This window comes from Aeromonas sp. 600724 (assembly GCF_049175135.1).
Taxonomy (GTDB): Bacteria; Pseudomonadota; Gammaproteobacteria; order Enterobacterales; family Aeromonadaceae; genus Aeromonas; species Aeromonas veronii_A.
In genome coordinates, this window is record NZ_JAAKUM010000008.1 from 1 (window position 1) to 18,616 (window position 18,616).

Consider the following 18,616-nt stretch of genomic DNA (forward strand, 5'->3'; position numbering starts at 1 on the left):
GAGCAGGTCTGGGTCGCTGATATCACCTATCTGCCAGCCAGGAGCGGGCCGCTGTACCTGAGCCTGGTGACGGATGCGTACTCACGCAAGATAGTAGGCCACCACGTACACGAAGGAATGCACGCGGAGTCGGTTGCGATGGCGTTCAAGAAAGCACTGAAGCAACGGCGTGGCGGCGGTGAACTCATCCATCACTCGGACCGCGGCGTGCAGTATTGCTCTGGGCTGTATCAGTCACTACATGAACGGTACGGGGTGAAATGCTCGATGACGGATGGGTATGACTGTTATCAGAATGCGTTGGCGGAGCGGGTGAACGGGATTTTGAAAGGAGAGTTATTGCTGCAAAGCCCGCAGGATTTGACGCACGCGCGGGAAATGGTGCGTGAAGCAGTAGATATTTACAACGAGGAGCGGCCGCATCATGCATTGAAATACAGAACCCCCGATGCGGTACATAGGGGGTTCTGAGTAGAGAAATGCGAGTTGAAGTTGAAAATGTGTAAACCTATTTCAGGACTAGACACTGAAGTTAACCTCACAACATCGATCACTACATCAAGCTAATGCTATCTCCCAGCCCGTTCTTCGGATAAAACAAAGCCCACCGCTGAGGGTGGGCTTGCTCCAGATGCAAAGAGAGCGGCTGATCAAATTGCCATCTGCTCGTGGGGCGAACCATGGTGGCGTAACCAGACAAAGCTCAGCGCCACGATCAGCACCATCAGGGTCATGATGGCCCCCAGAGTCACCTGCCCGGTCATCGGGAAACCGGCCGCCAGCAGGGTCACCACGCCCGCCCCCAGATTCTGCATCCCGCCGAGAATGGCTCCCGCGGTGCCGGCTTGACCCGGGAAGGGCTCGATGGCGCAGGAGGTGGCAGTCGGGTAGAGAATACCGCTACCGATGAAGTAGACAGCCGCACCACCGACCAGCGAGGCGGCACTCACCACCCCGAACAGCCCCGGCACCAGAATGATGAGGGAGCCGAGCGCCAGAAAGGCGATCCCCAGACGCATCAGTTTGCCCTGAGTCAAACGGAAGCTCAGCTTGGCAGAGAGCCAGGCCCCGAACAGATAGCCGGGCAGCGGCAGCACGAACAGCACGCTCACGGTACGGGCGCTCAGTTTCAGCACATCGCCCAGCAGCACACCGGCCGCAGCCTCGAACACTGCCAAACCGGCAAAGGTCGCCATCAGGCAAAGCAGGTTGCCCTGAAACTTGGGGTTGCCCAGCACATGACGATAGGCAGCACCGACGCGCAGCGGCTGACGAGCAGCAGCAGGCAGCGTCTCACCAAACCAGGCCATGATCGCCAGAGTGGCTACGGCACCAAAACCGAACAGGAACCAGTAACCGGCGCGCCAGTTGAACAGCTCGGTCAGCCAGCCACCCAGCACCGGGGCCAGCAGCGGGGAGAAGATCACCCCCATGCTGACCAGACTGTTGGCGCGGTTGAGCTCGGCGCCATTGTAGCGATCGCGCATCACGGTACGGCTCATGGCGCCACCGGCACCGGTACCCAGCCCCTGAATAAAGCTGCCCACCAGCAGGGCGGCAAAATGAGGGATGACCTGAATGATCAGGGTGCCTACCAGAAATACCATCATGCCGACGATCAGCACCGGACGACGACCGATTCGATCCGACAGCGGCCCGTAGACAAACTGGGAGAGGCCATAGGGGATCAGGTAACAGGCCATCACCGCCTGTAACTGGCCCGAGGCCACATTGAAGTCCCCCGCCATCATGGGAATGGAGGGAACATAAAGGGTCTGGGTCATCTGGCCCACAGCGACCATCAGAATGGTCAGTAAAAACAACGGATAAAAACTGTGCCGATCCATATCAGTCCCAAAAAATCGAAAAAATGCTGCCGCCCCTCTGGCACAAAATGGCCCAGAGGAATCTGATCACAGAGGCTGTGATGCAATCAAAAACAGTGTTGGAAACAGTAGGCGGGGAGCCCGCCAAGCCACCGCACAGGACGCTTGGTGGTATGGGGGCATCATAGTGATTCAGCTCACAAAAAACGAACGAATCTTTATAATCGGCTTGCCTTAGTTTTTCTAATATTACGGGGCGTTTCGCCCCGTCCGCAGTTAAAAATCAACGTGTTACCATCTGCTGCGCCTGCTTGATCAGCTCATCGGGCTGCTCCTTGCGCGGCGGTATGGTGATCCCCTTCTGGCAGGCAGGTTTCTCTGCCATGCGATCCATCCAGGCTTGCAGATGGGGTAACCCCTCGATGGAGATGCCGCTCCAGTCATAAATACGCACCCAGGGCCAGGTGGCGATATCGGCGATGCTGTACTCGTCCGCCAGATATTCTTGGTGGGCCAGATGGCTATCGAGCACCTCGAACAGACGGCGCCCCTCCTTCTGGTAACGTTCGATGGCGGCGGGGATCTTCTCGGGGAAATAGCGGTAGAAGACATTGGCCTGCCCCATCATGGGTCCTACCCCGCCCATCTGGAACATCAGCCACTGGATGGCCTGAGAGCGGCGTTTGGGATCAGCGGGCAGCAACTTGCCTGCTTTCTCCGCCAGATAGATGAGGATGGCCCCCGACTCGAATACGGCAAAATCGTCATTATCCCGATCGACGATAGCCGGAATACGGCCATTTGGGTTGATGGCGAGAAACTCGGGCTTCTTCTGATCCAGTGCAGAGAGATCGAGAGGAATGACCCGATAGGGCAAACCCAGCTCTTCGAGGGCGATCGCCACTTTGAAACCATTGGGGGTCGCGGCGGTGTAAAAGTCGATCATGATTCACTCCTTGTTGGTCATAGCCAGATTGCACGGTTGGAACAGGGTGCAACACCATAGCCGCCTCATCTTGCAACAAGTGACCGGCTCCAGACCATTAAAAAGCGACGCACCGCTGGCCAAACAAGGCTACGGTGCGCCGCTAGTGCGCTCTGGCAATGGTAGATATTAGTTAATCACGGCGACCGGCTTGCGCTGGCGCAGCATGATCAGGCGGGAAAGCAACGGGAAGTAAGACTCCAGTTTGCGCAGCAGCACCCGGCTGCAGGCAGGCTCGGCCAGCTCAGACTCATCCAGCACGATGCCGTTTGAGACAAAATAGAAACGGGGGTCACGCACATCCGGCCCACAGACCGTCAGCTCCTTGTCTCCCTTGCGGATCAGCAACGGCAAGACCGGCAAACCGATCGTCTCATCCTCTCCCCGGGTAAATCCGGCATCCTGCCAGGGCGCATCGCCGTCGATCAGCAGGATCGCCGCCTCCGTCTTGGCCGGTTGCCACTGGGCCAGTGGGGTCACGGTGATGTGGGCAAAGTGATCACCATACTCGGGTGATGACCGCAAGATGGCCAACAGTCCCTCGCTGGCCGCTGACACGTTCTGACTCACTAATGACAAATTCATGGTTCACATCCCTATGCTCATGACAGCCTGTATCCGGCTGCTGGGATAAGACTAGCGCAGATCTGGTCTATATTGGAGCCGTCAAATCTGGCAGTGGTAATCAATTGGTCGTAGGGGGATAACAGTTGCCATCGCACAAAATACTGGTATCATACCGCGTCCTTTTATCCCCCGTTCTTTAACATCCAGTGGTGAACCTATGCATCCGATGCTGAATATCGCCGTGCGCGCTGCGCGCAACGCCGGTCAAGTTGTAGTAAAAGCCTTCTCCCAGCCTGAGAACATTGAGGCTATCCAAAAAGGCAGCAATGACTTCGTGACCAACGTTGACCGTGAAGCCGAAGCGGCCATCATTCACACCATCAAAAAATCTTACCCTGAGCACAGCATTGTTGCTGAAGAGTCTGGTGAGATTGCCGGTACCAATCCGGACTATCAATGGATCATTGACCCACTGGATGGCACGACCAACCTGGTCAAAGGCATTCCGCACTTTGCCGTCTCCATCGCCCTGCGTGTCAAGGGCAAGACTGAACAAGCCGTTGTTTACGATCCCATCCGTGACGAGCTGTTTACTGCTACCCGTGGTAGCGGCGCCCAGCTGAACGGCTACCGCATTCGTGTCGGCAAAGCCAAAGAGCTGGCTGGCACCGTGCTGGCGACCGGTTTCCCGTTCAAGCAGAAGCATCACATCGAGCCTTACCTGAAGATGTTCCAGAGCATGTTCATCGAATGTGCCGACATCCGTCGTTCCGGCTCTGCCGCACTGGATCTGGCCTACGTGGCTGCCGGTCGCGTCGACGGTTTCTGGGAAATCGGCCTCAAGCCCTGGGACACCGCTGCCGGTGAACTGCTGGCCAAAGAAGCTGGCGCCATCGTCACCGACTTCGTAGGTGGTCACAACTACGAAAACTCCGGCAACATCGTGGTTGCCAACCCGCGTGTCCTGAAAGAGATGCTCGGCAAGATCCGTGAAGAGCTGCCGGAGTCCCTGGCGAAATAAGCCAGCCTTCGAGCAGACAGATAACAAAACCGGCGCAAGCCGGTTTTCTTGTATCTGTTATCCGAACACCAAGGCAGACATCTACAGCTGATTTAAAAGAGTTCGCGATGCATCCCCACTGGCCTCTCAACATCCACTTCAGCCATTTGCAGACAACCCCTCTTGCCCCCCGCCTTTGGCTACCGATAAGAGTTCCCATGTGGTTGCCTGGATAAACTCTTTCCAGATTTTCAGATAGCGGCAATCGCCTTGCAGGCATGGACAAGGGGCGGCCAAGTAGATGTAATGCCACCATCCACTTTGCACACTCGAGGTCATGCCATGGACCATCTCTCAGCTCTTCCTCCGTTATCCTGGTCACAGCAACTGCGTAGCCAGATGCAAAGCCGCCCGCTCACTGCCCTCGGTCTCTTTATCGCGCTGGCTGCCGTCTTGTTACTGCTGTTGCAGAGTCTCATCATGCTCGCTACCGGCGAGGTGACCAGCGGCGTGCGCTACGGCCTTGTCGGTGGTGCTGCCGGGTTTGCCGCCACCGCCATCGGCGCCCTGCCCGCTCTGTTTCTACGCTCGGTACCGCAAAAAGTGGAGGACACCATGCTCGGCTTTGCCGCCGGCATGATGCTGGCGGCCAGCGCCTTCTCCCTGCTGCTGCCGGGGCTGGAGGCTGCCGAGGGGATCACCGGCAACGGCTTTAGTGCCGCCGCCGTAGTGGTAGTCGGCATGACCCTCGGGGTGCTGTTGATGCTGGGACTGGACCAGTTCACCCCGCACGAGCATGACAAAACCGGCCCCTGCGGCCCCGGCCATGAGAGCTGCTCCCGGGTCTGGCTGTTCGTCTTTGCCATCGCCCTGCACAACCTGCCGGAGGGGATGGCCATCGGGGTCAGCTTCTCGCAGGGGGATATGTCGGTGGGGCTGCCGCTCACAACCGCCATCGCACTGCAGGATATTCCCGAAGGACTGGCGGTGGCGCTGGCCATGTGCGCCGCCGGTTTTCGCCCCTCTGTCGCCGTGCTGGTCGCCATCGCCAGCGGCCTGCTCGAACCGATTGGCGCCCTGCTCGGGGTGGGGCTCTCCAGCGGCCTTGCCATCGCCTACCCCATCGGACTTGGGCTCGCCGCCGGCGCCATGCTGTTTGTGGTCTCGCACGAGGTAATTCCGGAGACTCATCGCAACGGTCACCAGACCTATGCCACCCTTGGCCTGATGGCAGGCTTTGCCCTGATGATGACCCTCGATACCGCGCTCGGCTAAAGGCCTTCTCCCCTCCTCATCAATGCTTTTTGTCACCTGCGGCGCTTCCATATGGATCGCCGCGTTTCATCTCTCCTTTCGCTTGTGCCTCTCGGCGCCGACGCCATCTTTTGTTATGATCTACAGCAACTTAAATTCAGCCACACGGCTATCAAGACGAGGTCAGCAATGAAAGTAGGTATTATCGGCGCCATGGAGCAAGAAGTAGCCCTGCTGCGCAGCCAGATGAGCAACCCCACCACCCTGCAACTGGGCGGCTGCGAGTTCTATCAAGGGGAGCTGGCAGGCAAAGAGGTGATCCTGACCCGCTCCGGTATCGGTAAGGTCGCCGCCAGCGTGGCCACCAGCCTGCTGCTGGAAAAATTTGCCCCCGACTGCGTCATCAATACCGGCTCTGCCGGCGGCTTTGCCCAGGACCTGCACATCGGTGATGTGGTGATTGCCAGCGAGATGCGTTTCCACGATGTGGACGTGACCGCCTTTGGTTACGAGATGGGCCAGATGGCGCAGCAACCCGCCGCCTTCCCCTGCGACGAGAAACTCATCGCGGTCGCTCAGGATTGCATCGCCGAGCAGGGCAAGCACCAGACCAAGGTCGGCCTTATCTGCACCGGCGATCAGTTCATGTGCAAACCGGACGCCATCGCCAAGGCTCGCGCCGACTTCCCGCAGATGCTGGCGGTCGAGATGGAAGGTGCCGCCATCGGTCAGGTGTGCCACATGTTCAAAGTGCCCTATCTGGTGGTACGCGCCATGTCTGATATCGCCGGCAAGGAACAGGTTGAATCCTTCGATGCCTTCATCGAAGTGGCTGGCAAGCACTCCGCCGAAGTGATCATCAAGATGCTCGGCAAGCTGTGATCGAGACCGGCTCGCTTGATTTGATGGCCGACGCCCTCCTTTCTACGATGGCGGCCATTCTGGTGGGGGCAGCCCTGCTGGAGGCGGTGATCCCGTGGCCATCCCATCTGCGTCTTTCGGCCGTCACGCCCCTGCTGACCCGGCTGGGGCACAAGGTACACAGACCCGATGGTTCACCCGGCCAGCAAATGCAGGCCGGCCTGCTGGCAATGCTGGTAGTCTGGCTCCCCTGCGCCACCGGGCTCTGGTCGTTGCGCAATCTGGCATTGAGCGAACCGATCTTCGACCTGCTGTTCATGCTGCTGATGCTCGAATCCCGTCCACTGCGCGAACTCGCCCATGCCACTCACTCTCTCACCACCCAGGAGACACTGCCGCTGGCGAGATTGCAGGTGGCTCCCTGGCTCAAGCGGGAGACCAGTAAACTCTCGACCATGGGGCTCGCCAAAGCAGTGACGGAGAGCTGCGCCCTGCGCCTGGTGGGCCAATGGGCTGGCCCGCTGCTGGGATTTGCCCTGGCTGGCGTACAGGGTGCCCTGCTCTGGCGGCTGGTGCAGCTGATGAACCTGAGCTGGAGTCGCAAAGATCCCGCCTTCGACCATTTTGGTCGCGCCGCCAGCACCCTCTATCAGGGGCTCAATGCCCCCGTCATTTTGTTGCTGGGGCTGCCACTGCTGGCAAGCCGTCTCAAGCAGGCAGCGCAGTTGCTGCGAAGTGGCGCGCTCTGGCCCTATCCCGCCATGGGGATGCTGCTCACCCTGCTGGTAGACAAGTGCCGGATCCGCCTTGGTGGCCCTCGCTACTATCAGGGGGCTCTCCAGCGCTGGCCAGTCATCGGCACAGGTGCTGAGCCAGATAGCGAGACTCCGCGCAAGGTGCTCAACATTCTGCAAGGGTGCGGCTGGGGCTGGTTGATACTGGCGCTGCTTGTCACTGTGGCGGGGTTATTTCATGGTTAGATGGTTGCGCTTGGCTGTCTGGCTGCCCTGCGTGCTGGTTGCCTGGTTGCCCGGTGTCCTACAGGCCGCCACGCCAACCCGGGTGGTGAGTGTTGTTCCTCACCTGACCGAATTGCTCTACGAGATTGGCGCCGGCGACAAGCTGGTTGCCATCGACGATGCCTCAGACTATCCCGCCGAGGTGAAAACCAAGCCCAAGGTGGCCAATTATCGCAGCATCAATGTCGAGGCGCTGCTGGCGCAAAAGCCGGATCTCATCCTCGGCTGGCGCTCGGCTCAATCACGGATGCTGGCCCCACTGGCACAGATCGGGATCCCGGTTTTCTACTCTGAGCCTACCGATTTTGCCTCGCTGGCCACCGAGATGCGGGCCCTGGGCAAATTGCTGGGTGTGGAAAAGAGTGCCAACGAGGCCGCCGATCGCTATCTGGCGCGCCTGCATGAGCTGCAACAGCATTATGGACAATCAACCGGCGTCAAGGTGTTCTACCAGCTCTGGTACCCACCGCTCACCAGCGTCAGTGGCAATGCCTGGCCGGCTCAGGCCATCGAACTCTGCGGCGGGGTCAACGTCATGGCAAATGCCAAGACCCCCTACCCTCAAGTGGACATGGAACAGGTGATCAAAGCGAACCCCGCGCTGATCCTGGCGGGGAGTCAAGATCCTGACGCCCTGAATCACTGGCAAAAGTGGCCCAATCTCGATGCGGTGCAGCACCAGCGACTCGATTTGATCAACTCGGATGAACTACACCGATTCACCCCAAGAGCCCTCAATGCGGTGGAGCAGATTTGCCGAGCTATCCAGCTAAGCTCGCAAAGCACCAGCACATCTTGATACATCACTAATGATGAGGATCGACCTGAAGTGTTCTGGGTGGCAACCAAATCTTTAGAACTGTTTTTGTGTGAATGGATCACACTCTTTGCCAAAAAAACTGGTACTTTATTTGCTAGCATATGATTCATCTACTGTTTTTATGACGAGATGCCCACAATGTTCAACGATAAAACGCTACTGATCACAGGTGGCACCGGCTCGTTTGGCCAACGATTGGTCAAGACAGTACTGGAACGTTATAAACCCAAACGCCTTATCATCTATTCTCGTGACGAACTGAAACAGTTCGAGATGCAGCAAGAGTTTAACGACCCCTGCATGCGCTATTTTATCGGTGATGTAAGAGACGCCAACCGGCTCACCATGGCAATGCGTGGAGTGGATTACGTGGTTCATGCAGCCGCACTCAAGCAAGTGCCCGCCGCTGAATACAACCCCATGGAGTGCATTAAAACCAATATCCATGGTGCAGAAAACGTCATCCAGGCTGCCTTGCTCAATCAGGTTAAAAAAGTTATTGCCCTCTCCACTGACAAAGCCGCCAACCCGATCAATCTCTACGGCGCCACCAAACTGGCATCAGACAAACTCTTCGTGGCAGCAAACAACATCGCGGGGCAGGATCCCACCCGTTTTGCCGTAGTCCGCTACGGTAACGTGGTCGGTTCTCGCGGCTCTGTCGTCCCCTTCTTCCAAAAGCTGATTGACCAGGGAGCAGATGCGTTACCCATCACCCATGAGGAGATGACGCGCTTCTGGATTACCTTGCAACAAGGGGTGGATTTCGTTCTGGACAATTTTGGGCGGATGAAGGGGGGGGAAATATTTGTTCCCAAGTTGCCATCCGTCCGAATTACGGAGCTCGCCAGTGCCATGGCACCGCACCTGCCACACAAGATCATCGGCATTCGCCCGGGAGAGAAGCTCCATGAAGTGATGTGTCCTGCCGATGACTCTTATCACACCTTCGAGTTTGATGACTTCTTCGTGATTGGCCCAACCATCAACTTCAATAATCGCAACGACGATTTCTCCAAAACAGCGGCGGGCGAAAAAGGAAAAATGGTAGAACAGGGCTTCGAATATAACTCTCGCAGCAACCCTCACTTTTTTACCATTGAACAGCTTTTGAAAATGAACCAAAAGGGGAGAACTGAATGATCCCTTATGGCCGCCAATCCATCAGCCAGGCAGATATCGATGCTGTTGTGGACGTTCTCAAGTCCGACTTCCTGACCCAGGGACCCGTAGTCCCCCGCTTCGAGCAAGCAGTAGCCGATTACTGTGGAGCCAAATTCGGGGTGGCAGTCAATTCAGGTACCGCAGCACTCCATGTAGCCTGTCTGGCACTTGGCGTTGGCCCCGGCGACTGGGTCTGGACATCCCCCATCAGCTTTGTTGCATCCGCCAACTGTGCTCTCTACTGCGGTGCACAAGTCGATTTTGTCGATATTGAACCAGATACCGGTAACATGTGCGCTTTGGAGCTGGAGAGGAAGCTGATTGCAGCCAAGGCGGAAGGAAAGCTACCCAAAGTAGTCATACCGGTGCACTTTGCCGGCCTCCCCTGCGACATGCAGGAGATCCACCGCCTGGGACAAAAGTACGGTTTCAAGATCATCGAAGATGCCTGCCACGCCCTTGGTGCCCGTTATCATGGTGAGCCTACCGGCAATGGCCGCTATAGCGACATCACAGTATTCAGCTTCCACCCGGTGAAGATCATCACCACTGGCGAGGGTGGCATGGCCATGACCAACGACCCTGCGCTTGCCAAGATGATGCGCATGCTCCGCAGCCATGGCATCACCCGTGAACCGGAAGACTTTATCAATGAGCCGGACGGCCCTTGGTACTATGAGCAGCAGATGCTCGGCTTCAACTACCGCATGACCGACATTCAGGCTGCGCTGGGGTTGAGCCAGATGGCCAATCTGGAGACATGGATTCACACGCGTAACGAGATTGCCCAGTACTACTTCGAAAGACTGGCACCACACCAGCTACCTCGTCATTTCAACACCGAGCGGCGTAGTGCCTTCCATCTCTATGTTCACCATGTAGCCCCTGAACAACGCTGTGCGCTCTTCCAAAAAGTACGTGCACAGGATATCGGCGCCAACGTGCACTATATACCTATTTACAAACAACCTTGGTATCAAAAGTGGACTCATACTACCCTGCCCTCTACTGAGCAATTTTACGCAGGCGCAATGACCTTGCCACTCTTTCCTGGTTTGACAAAAGCACAGCAATTGAAAATATGCAGTCTGCTTTAGTCGTAGCCAAAAATGTCTCGTGTATAGACCTTATCAATCACATCGGCTAAATCAGGACTCATTCGGTTGGCAAGTATAATGTCACACATACCTTTAAATACGGATACTTCAGTGATGACTTTTGACCTAAAGAAATAAGGTTCCATTAAGGATGGCTCATAAACAACAACCTCAATACCCTTCGCCTTGATTCTTTTCATGACTCCCTGTATTGCCGATGCTCTAAAATTATCCGAACCAGCCTTCATAACTAGTCGATAAATACCTACTCGTTTAGGATTAGTCGCGATAACTGTATCGGCAATAAAATCTTTTCTCGTTGTATTAGCATCAACAATAGCTCTAATCAGGTTGCTGGGCACTTGGTTGAAATTTGCCAGAAGCTGCTTGGTGTCTTTTGGCAGACAATAACCTCCATAACCAAAAGATGGATTGTTGTAATAGTGGCCAATACGAGGGTCCAGGCAAACACCATCAATAATATCCTTTGTTTCTAGATTATTTTTTTGGGCATATGTATCCAACTCATTAAAAAATGCGATTCGCATCGCCAGATATGTGTTAGCAAATAATTTTACAGCCTCTGCTTCCGTACTTTCAGTAAAAATGACTGGCACATTTTTTTCTATTGCCCCATCAATCATAAGTCTAGAAAATGTTCGTGCATATTCACTTGTTGCCCCGACTATAACACGTGATGGATAAAGGTTATCATATAATGCTCTCCCTTCACGTAAAAACTCGGGGGAAAAGAAAATATTCTCGTAATTATGAGTCATCCGCATTTTAGAGGTAAAACCAACAGGAACAGTAGACTTGATTACAATTACTGCCTCAGGATTAATTTCCATAATATCAAAAATAACTGACTCTACCGACGCAGTATCAAAGCAATTTGTATCAGGATCATAATTAGTGGGCGTCGCAATTATAATATAGTCAGCATGTTGGTAAGCGGTTGATTTATTCAAGGTTGCGGTAAGATCCAAAGTCCGTTGTTTAAAGAACAGATCGATATCAGAATCAATAATTGGAGATTGTCGCCTGTTAATCATGGACACTTTTTCTGGATTAACATCAAATGCAACAACATGATGGTTCTGAGCTAACAATATTGCATTAGACAAACCTACGTAACCTATACCGACAACGGCAATTTTCATTATTGAACCTTCACATCCAAAAATTGATAATAAGAGCGATACCATTCAACAAAATTCTGTATGCCCTGTTCTATCTTCATTGATGGGCGATATGAAATAGTAGCAAATAAATCCTCAGTATCCGCCCATGTCGCATAAACATCACCCGACTGCATGGGCATCATATTTTTTATAGCTTTAACCCCCAGCGCTTGCTCGAGAGATTGAATAAAATCAACTATTTTAATCGGCCTACCATTACCAATGTTAAATACACGATAAGGGGCACTGCTATCAGCTGGAGAACCAGTTGCGCAACGCCAGGCAGAATTTTCAACCGGTATCACGTCCGCTACCCGGATCACACCTTCAGCAATGTCATCTATATATGTGAAATCTCGGCTTAACAGACCATTGTTATATACATCTATTGGCTGTCCAGACAGCATACATTTAGTAAATTTAAATAATGCCATATCCGGCCGTCCCCACGGGCCATAAACTGTGAAAAAACGCAATCCTGTGGTTGGGATACCATACAAATGAGAATATGTGTGCGCCATCAGCTCATTCATTTTTTTTGTCGCTGCATATAACGAAATAGGATGGTCAGTGGGTTCACTCACTCTAAATGGCATTTCCTCATTCATTCCATATACGGAGCTAGAAGATGCATAAACAAGATGCTCAATATGATGATGACGACAACCTTCCAGAATTGTCAAAAATCCGTCTACGTTGCTATCAATATAAGAAAAGGGAGATTCCATTGAATGGCGAACACCGGCTTGAGCGGCAAGATGAATTACTCTGTCAAACTTCTCTTTGGAAAAGAGAGTCAGGATAGATTTTCTATCAGAGACATCCATTTTTACAAACTTGAAGTTAGAAAATGGAGTTAACTGTTCAAGTCTACTTAATTTAAGAGATACCTCATAGTAATCATTTAGGTTATCAATACCTATAACCTGATACCCTTTCAAGCACAGTAGTTCGCACACCTTCGCACCGATAAATCCCGCTGCACCAGTTACAAAATATTTCATACGACATACCTGTTAAAAATTGCTTTTGGTTATACGCTAAGGTGAAATCATTATCTTACTGAGTGCCAATATCCATATGTATATTACAAATATTATAGCTTATGAATATTTATAAGATCATTAATAAAATGCATCTAATTCATTTAAATTTATGATTAGCTTTAATTATTGACTACAAAAAAGTGTCTGACCGCATCAATAATGAATACTTGCTCCGACTCAGTCAGGCTTGCATGTAAAGGTAAACGTAACAGCATTCTAGAAACCGCTGTGGTATTTATATCATCGCCATGAAATCTACCATATCGAATACCAGCCGGACTAGAATGCAGAGGTACAAAGTGTGAGGTAACTTCCACATTAAGATTGCGCATGAATTTAAATAATCCCTGTTGTTCGTCAGGGGATCTTGTTCTTATATGATATATATGAGCATTATGCTCAACATGTGCCGGAACGGCAGGAAGTGTGAGCACTCCAGCATTAGCCAACTCAGATAAACATGTATGATAAAAAAGCCATTTTTTTAATCTAGCATTCGTAATTTCTCTCGCGTTTTGTAATTGCTGCAACAAGACTACAGCTTGAACCTCTGACATTACATAACTAGATGATAAAATTTGCCATGTATATCTATCAACCTCTCCACGCAAAAACCTTGAACGATCAGTTCCTTTCTCCTGAATGATTTCACATATACCATGGTACTTATCTTCGTTTACTAAAAAAGCCCCGCCCTCACCACCGGCATGAATATTTTTAGTATGATGAAAGCTGACGCAGCCAAATTGACCAATTGAACCAAGTGGCCGTCCTTTATATGTTGACATGATACTTTGTGCAGCATCTTCAACCAATACAAGATTATAGCGATTGCATATATCGACTATAGAAGACATTTCTGATGCAACACCGGCATAGTGAACAACCACTACGGCTTTCGTTCTAACTGTAATAGCCTCTTCAATAAGCTGCTCATTTATATTCAAAGTGTCTGGCCTGATATCGACAAATACTAATTTTGCGCCCCTTAAGGCAAAAGCACTTGCAGAGGTAACAAATGTAAAGCTTGGCAGTATTACCTCATCCCCTGGCTGCAAATCCATCGCTAAAGCTGCCATCTCCAAAGATGCACTACAGGATGGCGTTAAAAAAACTCGCCTTGCATTATATATATCTTGTAATAGTTCCTCACATTTTTTTTTATTAACACCGATACCTAAACATTCTCCATCACTTTCAGTGATATGGCCAATATTATTGGGGCGATTATATGGTATCCAACTGCGATATGATTTCATTTCATAATAACCTTAATGTCACTGACAAGATTTGCATAACTTCTTCCTGAATCAGGCCATGTTGTCAGTCTCCAATCAGGACATTGCCCACAAAAAGTATGGCATTTGAAATCGTTATTAAGATGAGCCTCTCGCAGTTCGTTTAAAAATGCTCCCTGCCAAGCAGTTTTTAGCGTTGTCTTCCTGTAATCAATGAAACTGGATGCATACGCCCAATCTGTCGGGCAAAAAGAAAGCTCACCTTTTGGATCCAGGGTCAAACGCTCCCATGGATATAAGCATGGGCGCCTTGACTCATGGGAATGAGCTTCCCCTTGAGCCAACATACCTGCCGCCGAATGTAAATTCCTGATCAGCACTTCATCAGCTCCCTGATTTTTCCAAAAAAGAGAAAAATCATCTACCTCATCTTCATTTCCTGCCTGACGAATAAAACTCACAACAATACGAGTTCTGTATTGCCCTGTCTTGATATGTTCGATCATTCTAATTATATTACGTCGCACTTGCTCAAGACGCCCGCCACGAATCTTCGCATAAGTCTCATCGTTAAAGGCATCAATGCTGACATCAATCATATGAAGGCCACTTTCTAATAACTGTTTTAGTTTTTTCTCATTAAGAACTGTACCATTAGTGGTTAACGTGACAAACGTGCCACTATGCTCGACAGCATACTGGATCATTTCATGTGCATGTGGATGCATAAGTGGCTCACCATTGCTGGTATATCGTATATACTGGCAATGTCCGTCGCTATTGTCTCTTATATCATCGATCAGCTTCTTGTTTAGTTCAGGGTCTAACAATCTTGCGGAATAATGTTCAGACTCTTTAAATTGAGGGTGTGGACAATGTATGCATCTTAAATTACAAATTTCAGCAATATCTACAATGACCTGTGATGGAAACTCCGATGACAGTCGATCATAGAAACCATATTTAGCCATGAGTCCTCCTACTAATAATTTAGTTCGCTATGAACAAAATCACCGCCAGCACATAATAAAGCATCGATAATACTGACGTGGCAATCAAAACCAGGTCCGTTCTGGGGATAGCGAGCATATTCAGGATATTCCATCCAGGCAACACCGATACCCCTTTCTTCAAAGCGCCCGATATCTAAATAATTTTTTGCCGCCGGCCCAGAAAAATAAATACTTGCATCAGCTCTTTCAGCAATGACGATCAGTCTTTCCGTTGCATCGCTAAATCCCCCCCCATTCAAGTAATGACTATCCGTAAAGATGGGGGTGGTGATCCCTAATAAATGCATGATTTTTTTAATAAACATGACATTTATATCAGAGATATACTCAAATTCACGTGCATCTTCATACCATGATTTAATTTCATCTATATATCTATCAAAAAAAAGCGCCTTTTTGTATCGCTCTTTAATTATAGCAAAATGCTTCTGACACCATAGATTATCGACAACTTTTGTGGATGATATTTTCTGATTTCTATCAACATGACATACGGGTATTGTTAACCATACAGCACCCTGTGTGGTCATAATCCTATTGCGGTTACGCCAATCTCTTGTTGTATACTGGACAGAATCAAGAAATATAAATTCGTCCACCCTGTTTATAATATCAAAGTAGCCTATCCAAGGAATATAATTAGATTGAATGATTGCTATCTTTTTATGCAAGTTAGTATGCTCTTAATATTTTTGAACGTGTTAAACCACATGAAATCATCTGTGCTTTAATCTCGGGCCAGTAATCAGAAGCAATAATAACCACATCAAGTTCATTGGTGGCCTCCAGTGTAAATTTTTCTATTGGGGCATTACAAAATATAGCACCAAATTTACTATCGTCATTATCAAAAAAACACTTCACCTTTATTTCCCTGTCAGTAAAAACAAGGTCAGAATGAAGTTTTCCATAGAATTTTTTTGCGCCAGAGCCAGTGCCAAAAATAGCTATTTTAATATTTCTTTTTCTTCCAAATCGATAGTAAAACTCATCTGGCAAATTTCGTTTAAATCGATACGTAAATTTCTCTGAAAATGAACTTTCAAGTAAAAAACCTCTGATTTTCGGCAAGATAACGTCAATATTATGAAACTGTTCAACATAGTTGCAGCAGCTTCTTGATTTATTTTCGAGAAAACCATATTGGAATACATCTTCAAGCATAACATGAATATCATTTCGCTGTGGGGAAGGCTCCCCAATTAGCGAGAGATAAAGACTTGAGCCTTCATCAAACTCGTCTGAAGCTTCATCAAGCCACACCCCTTTCACTAGACGACGGTATCCTTTAACACAAGAGTCTATGGCAATCACAGGTAATCCGATCATTGCAAGATGATATGCTGAGGAGCCCATTGCAACACCGAAATGATATTTTTCAGATTCAATTAGGCTGTATATATCAGATTCATTTCTCTTTCCTAAGATACGAATTTCAAGGCGTTCATGCGCAAGCTTTTTATATGATTCAACTTCATCCTCATAGAGAGCATATCCATATCCTATCAAATCAAAAAGTATATGCAGCTGAGGTTTATTGTTAAGAACAACATTCAAGCTGTCAATAAAACTCAAGATGCTTTCATTCTTGAAAAAGTCAAATCTCCCGAGCCAGAGCACCTTCATAAACTCTTCTGGAGCAGAAATATTGTACCGTATCTTTTGTGTTACGGGCTCAACAGGAACAGTGGCAGATGAGTGATGATTAAGTGGAACAGAAAAATACTCAGAATTATATTTACGATATATGTCATTGGGATACCAGATTGCATGTGCTCGATCCAACTTTAATAATAATTGGCGCTGGTAGTGCCAAGTTTCATTAATTAACTTTGGTTTGAATGCACGAGATGCGTTAAATCCAATCCCTGGCTCCCAGATACTCCAAGCTTCTGGATGCAACATCCCAGTCAATATATGAACTCTTTTATTTCCATTGAAGACATGCATAGCCCTATGCAAAACTTCAAAATATGAAGCGAGAACATATATATCTTCCCCAAAAAAATTATCAATAATTTTCTGTCCAAGTGCCCCCAGATACGATTGATTTGAAATAGAAACAAAGAAATCATCCATTTCTGGAATGATATACTTTTTTATCTTTACACTCTTGTTATCCAATAGCCCAAAAAGTGCAGAGTCCTCGTATCCAACTACGGCAACGGAATCACCTAATCCAACAAGATAGTCAATAAATCTACAGTTAAATGTCTCCGCACCACCGACACTCTTATTGAAATCAAAAACAACAATGTTCACGCCGCCCCCACAATCCTGTGTTAATAACACGCCGAATAAAATTACTAGCCTAAAATAATAATTGATGCAATTAATACCATTTTTTCAAAAAATGAACAATCTATAACATATAGGAATCTCTAAAAATCAATACACTAGCTCGAACTGGTTCGTCAAGGAAGAATCAAAGGATAAATTTAAAGAGTAATTCATAAAAAATTGGAGACTAAAAACAAAAGGAAAGTAATAAAATAACTTATAATATCTATAGCTATTTATCAGTTTAAAAAAACAACTCTCCCATCAAATTTCATCAATAAAGCACGTCTAATTTCCTCTCGATAGAAATCCGATGCTATATAGACTGGTGAATTAATAGCATCTAAATCCCCCAACGTGTTAACCTTGAAGTCATTCATAGCATGCGAGTGTTCATCAACAATAATATTAATTTTTTTCCTGTGCTTGGAAAATTTTAAAATGGCCTGTCCGATATGACCAGCACCATATAGAAGTACTTCAGAATGACTATTGCTTACCTCATCGAAGATGAGCGTATGATTTAGAACATTATCCGTGAAAGGATATTGAACAACTTGGCTCAACAAATAGATGTCACCAGAGCACAACGTTATTACTTTATCAATAGAAATCAAAGGGTTATATATTATCTGCTGCGGAGAAACAAATTTATCTTCCAGACATTTTCTAGCCACTAGGAAAGCATATTGTTCAGTTGTCTGATGCTCAACGACGTCTGACAATGAGCCAAATGTATACTCACCATCAGTACCTCTCCAACCAAATACTAACTCAACGACTTCATAGTTGTTTGAAAAACAAAGTGAAATGAAAAAATCAACATTATATGTAAAAAGTCCATGTGGGGAATGCTTCAAAGGCAAACAATGAATCATTAATCCATTTTTCTTTGTAATGTTATGTATTGACGCAAAAACATTATATTGATTAAAAACATGTTCACTAGTTCCAAGATTAGTTACCACATCATACTGATGAGATAACTCGAGCATCTGATTATTAAAATCGCAAAATATTGTCCCATCATAAACATCCACAGAATCATATTTTAAACCTAGGTTTTCATACATAGATTTTGTAAAATCACCATCCTGATAATTCTTTAATTCTTCATCAATCATCTCTGCCGAGTTTAATGAATAAAACTGCTGGCACCCTAACTCAATTATCGAATTGAAATTTTCAGGAAAGTGATTCTTCATTTTATTAAACATAGCTGGCGTCATGCCCATCACAGAACTCCCGTAACATATAATATG

General features: G+C 48.6%; 18 protein-coding genes. 8 read left to right on the plus strand and 10 right to left on the minus strand.

What is annotated here, in order from left to right; all coding sequences use genetic code 11:
• The coding region (locus G5168_RS09040; protein ID WP_421252104.1) for an IS3 family transposase at positions 1-471 on the plus strand (471 nt) is incomplete at its 5' end.
• Between the two features lie 179 nt (positions 472-650).
• Here G5168_RS09040 and emrD read toward each other — a convergent pair.
• The 3 genes from emrD to G5168_RS09055 all read right to left on the minus strand — a co-directional run bounded on the left by emrD (position 651) and on the right by G5168_RS09055 (position 3,396).
• A complete protein-coding gene (gene emrD, locus G5168_RS09045; protein ID WP_005333920.1) occupies positions 651-1,847 on the minus strand; it encodes a multidrug efflux MFS transporter EmrD in 1,197 nt (398 codons plus the stop codon).
• A gap of 262 nt (positions 1,848-2,109) precedes the next feature.
• Positions 2,110-2,772 (minus strand): glutathione S-transferase family protein, encoded by a 663-nt coding sequence (locus G5168_RS09050; protein ID WP_118853671.1) that lies wholly within the window; start codon positions 2,770-2,772, stop codon positions 2,110-2,112.
• Positions 2,773-2,940: 168 nt separating this feature from the next.
• Positions 2,941-3,396, minus strand: a complete 456-nt coding sequence (locus G5168_RS09055) for a hypothetical protein (protein WP_227340771.1) — start codon at positions 3,394-3,396, stop codon at positions 2,941-2,943.
• A 199-nt stretch (positions 3,397-3,595) separates the two neighbouring features.
• Here G5168_RS09055 and suhB point away from each other — a divergent pair, with 199 nt between their 5' ends.
• From suhB to pseC, 7 genes are all read left to right on the plus strand, one after another.
• Complete coding sequence (gene suhB / locus G5168_RS09060; protein ID WP_021230872.1) at positions 3,596-4,399, plus strand: inositol-1-monophosphatase; 804 nt, start codon at positions 3,596-3,598, stop codon at positions 4,397-4,399.
• 321 nt (positions 4,400-4,720) lie between these two features.
• On the plus strand, positions 4,721-5,653 hold the full coding sequence (locus G5168_RS09065; RefSeq protein ID WP_103251745.1) for a ZIP family metal transporter: 933 nt from the start codon (positions 4,721-4,723) through the stop codon (positions 5,651-5,653).
• 168 nt (positions 5,654-5,821) lie between these two features.
• Positions 5,822-6,514, plus strand: coding sequence for a 5'-methylthioadenosine/S-adenosylhomocysteine nucleosidase (mtnN, locus tag G5168_RS09070; protein ID WP_021230869.1), 693 nt, complete (start codon positions 5,822-5,824; stop codon positions 6,512-6,514).
• Complete coding sequence (locus tag G5168_RS09075) at positions 6,511-7,473, plus strand: cobalamin biosynthesis protein CobD/CbiB (RefSeq protein WP_421173053.1); 963 nt, start codon at positions 6,511-6,513, stop codon at positions 7,471-7,473. Before mtnN ends, G5168_RS09075 begins: the two co-directional genes overlap by 4 nt.
• On the plus strand, positions 7,466-8,311 hold the full coding sequence (locus G5168_RS09080; protein WP_227340773.1) for a cobalamin-binding protein: 846 nt from the start codon (positions 7,466-7,468) through the stop codon (positions 8,309-8,311). Before G5168_RS09075 ends, G5168_RS09080 begins: the two co-directional genes overlap by 8 nt.
• 159 nt (positions 8,312-8,470) lie before the next feature.
• Positions 8,471-9,475 (plus strand): UDP-N-acetylglucosamine 4,6-dehydratase (inverting), encoded by a 1,005-nt coding sequence (gene pseB / locus G5168_RS09085; RefSeq protein ID WP_421252105.1) that lies wholly within the window; start codon positions 8,471-8,473, stop codon positions 9,473-9,475.
• The gene (pseC, locus tag G5168_RS09090) at positions 9,472-10,593 is read left to right on the plus strand and encodes a UDP-4-amino-4,6-dideoxy-N-acetyl-beta-L-altrosamine transaminase (protein ID WP_227340775.1); all 1,122 of its coding nucleotides are present in this window, start codon (positions 9,472-9,474) and stop codon (positions 10,591-10,593) included. Before pseB ends, pseC begins: the two co-directional genes overlap by 4 nt.
• Here pseC and G5168_RS09095 read toward each other — a convergent pair.
• The 7 genes from G5168_RS09095 to G5168_RS09125 form a co-directional block, all read right to left on the minus strand.
• Positions 10,590-11,756, minus strand: coding sequence for a nucleotide sugar dehydrogenase (locus tag G5168_RS09095; protein WP_216953971.1), 1,167 nt, complete (start codon positions 11,754-11,756; stop codon positions 10,590-10,592). The two genes, pseC and G5168_RS09095, sit on opposite strands and share 4 nt — an antisense overlap.
• Positions 11,756-12,781 carry an NAD-dependent epimerase gene (locus G5168_RS09100; protein ID WP_216953972.1) on the minus strand — a complete coding sequence of 342 codons (1,026 nt, stop codon included), beginning with the start codon at positions 12,779-12,781 and terminating at the stop codon, positions 11,756-11,758. The genes G5168_RS09095 and G5168_RS09100 overlap by 1 nt, the downstream gene beginning before the upstream one ends.
• Positions 12,782-12,942: 161 nt before the next feature.
• Positions 12,943-14,082: a dTDP-4-amino-4,6-dideoxygalactose transaminase gene (gene rffA, locus G5168_RS09105; RefSeq protein WP_227340776.1), complete on the minus strand. Its 1,140-nt coding sequence runs from the start codon at positions 14,080-14,082 to the stop codon at positions 12,943-12,945.
• Positions 14,079-15,032, minus strand: coding sequence for a radical SAM/SPASM domain-containing protein (locus tag G5168_RS09110; RefSeq protein ID WP_216953974.1), 954 nt, complete (start codon positions 15,030-15,032; stop codon positions 14,079-14,081). Before G5168_RS09110 ends, rffA begins: the two co-directional genes overlap by 4 nt.
• 11 nt (positions 15,033-15,043) lie before the next feature.
• Positions 15,044-15,745 carry a WbqC family protein gene (locus G5168_RS09115; protein WP_421252106.1) on the minus strand — a complete coding sequence of 234 codons (702 nt, stop codon included), beginning with the start codon at positions 15,743-15,745 and terminating at the stop codon, positions 15,044-15,046.
• Between the two features lies 1 nt (position 15,746).
• Positions 15,747-17,336, minus strand: a complete 1,590-nt coding sequence (locus tag G5168_RS09120; protein WP_421252107.1) for a hypothetical protein — start codon at positions 17,334-17,336, stop codon at positions 15,747-15,749.
• Positions 17,337-17,593: 257 nt separating this feature from the next.
• Positions 17,594-18,592, minus strand: coding sequence for a hypothetical protein (locus tag G5168_RS09125; protein WP_421252108.1), 999 nt, complete (start codon positions 18,590-18,592; stop codon positions 17,594-17,596).
• Between the last annotated feature and the right edge of the window lie 24 nt (positions 18,593-18,616).

Coding starts and splice junctions, on each gene's coding strand:
- emrD (WP_005333920.1), bottom strand. CDS start 1,847: ATGGATCGGCACAGTTTTTATCCGTTGTTTTTACTGACCATTCTGATG.
- G5168_RS09050 (WP_118853671.1), bottom strand. CDS start 2,772: ATGATCGACTTTTACACCGCCGCGACCCCCAATGGTTTCAAAGTGGCG.
- G5168_RS09055 (WP_227340771.1), bottom strand. CDS start 3,396: ATGAATTTGTCATTAGTGAGTCAGAACGTGTCAGCGGCCAGCGAGGGA.
- suhB (WP_021230872.1), top strand. CDS start 3,596: ATGCATCCGATGCTGAATATCGCCGTGCGCGCTGCGCGCAACGCCGGT.
- G5168_RS09065 (WP_103251745.1), top strand. CDS start 4,721: ATGGACCATCTCTCAGCTCTTCCTCCGTTATCCTGGTCACAGCAACTG.
- mtnN (WP_021230869.1), top strand. CDS start 5,822: ATGAAAGTAGGTATTATCGGCGCCATGGAGCAAGAAGTAGCCCTGCTG.
- G5168_RS09080 (WP_227340773.1), top strand. CDS start 7,466: ATGGTTAGATGGTTGCGCTTGGCTGTCTGGCTGCCCTGCGTGCTGGTT.
- pseB (WP_421252105.1), top strand. CDS start 8,471: ATGTTCAACGATAAAACGCTACTGATCACAGGTGGCACCGGCTCGTTT.
- pseC (WP_227340775.1), top strand. CDS start 9,472: ATGATCCCTTATGGCCGCCAATCCATCAGCCAGGCAGATATCGATGCT.
- G5168_RS09095 (WP_216953971.1), bottom strand. CDS start 11,756: ATGAAAATTGCCGTTGTCGGTATAGGTTACGTAGGTTTGTCTAATGCA.
- G5168_RS09100 (WP_216953972.1), bottom strand. CDS start 12,781: ATGAAATATTTTGTAACTGGTGCAGCGGGATTTATCGGTGCGAAGGTG.
- rffA (WP_227340776.1), bottom strand. CDS start 14,082: ATGAAATCATATCGCAGTTGGATACCATATAATCGCCCCAATAATATT.
- G5168_RS09110 (WP_216953974.1), bottom strand. CDS start 15,032: ATGGCTAAATATGGTTTCTATGATCGACTGTCATCGGAGTTTCCATCA.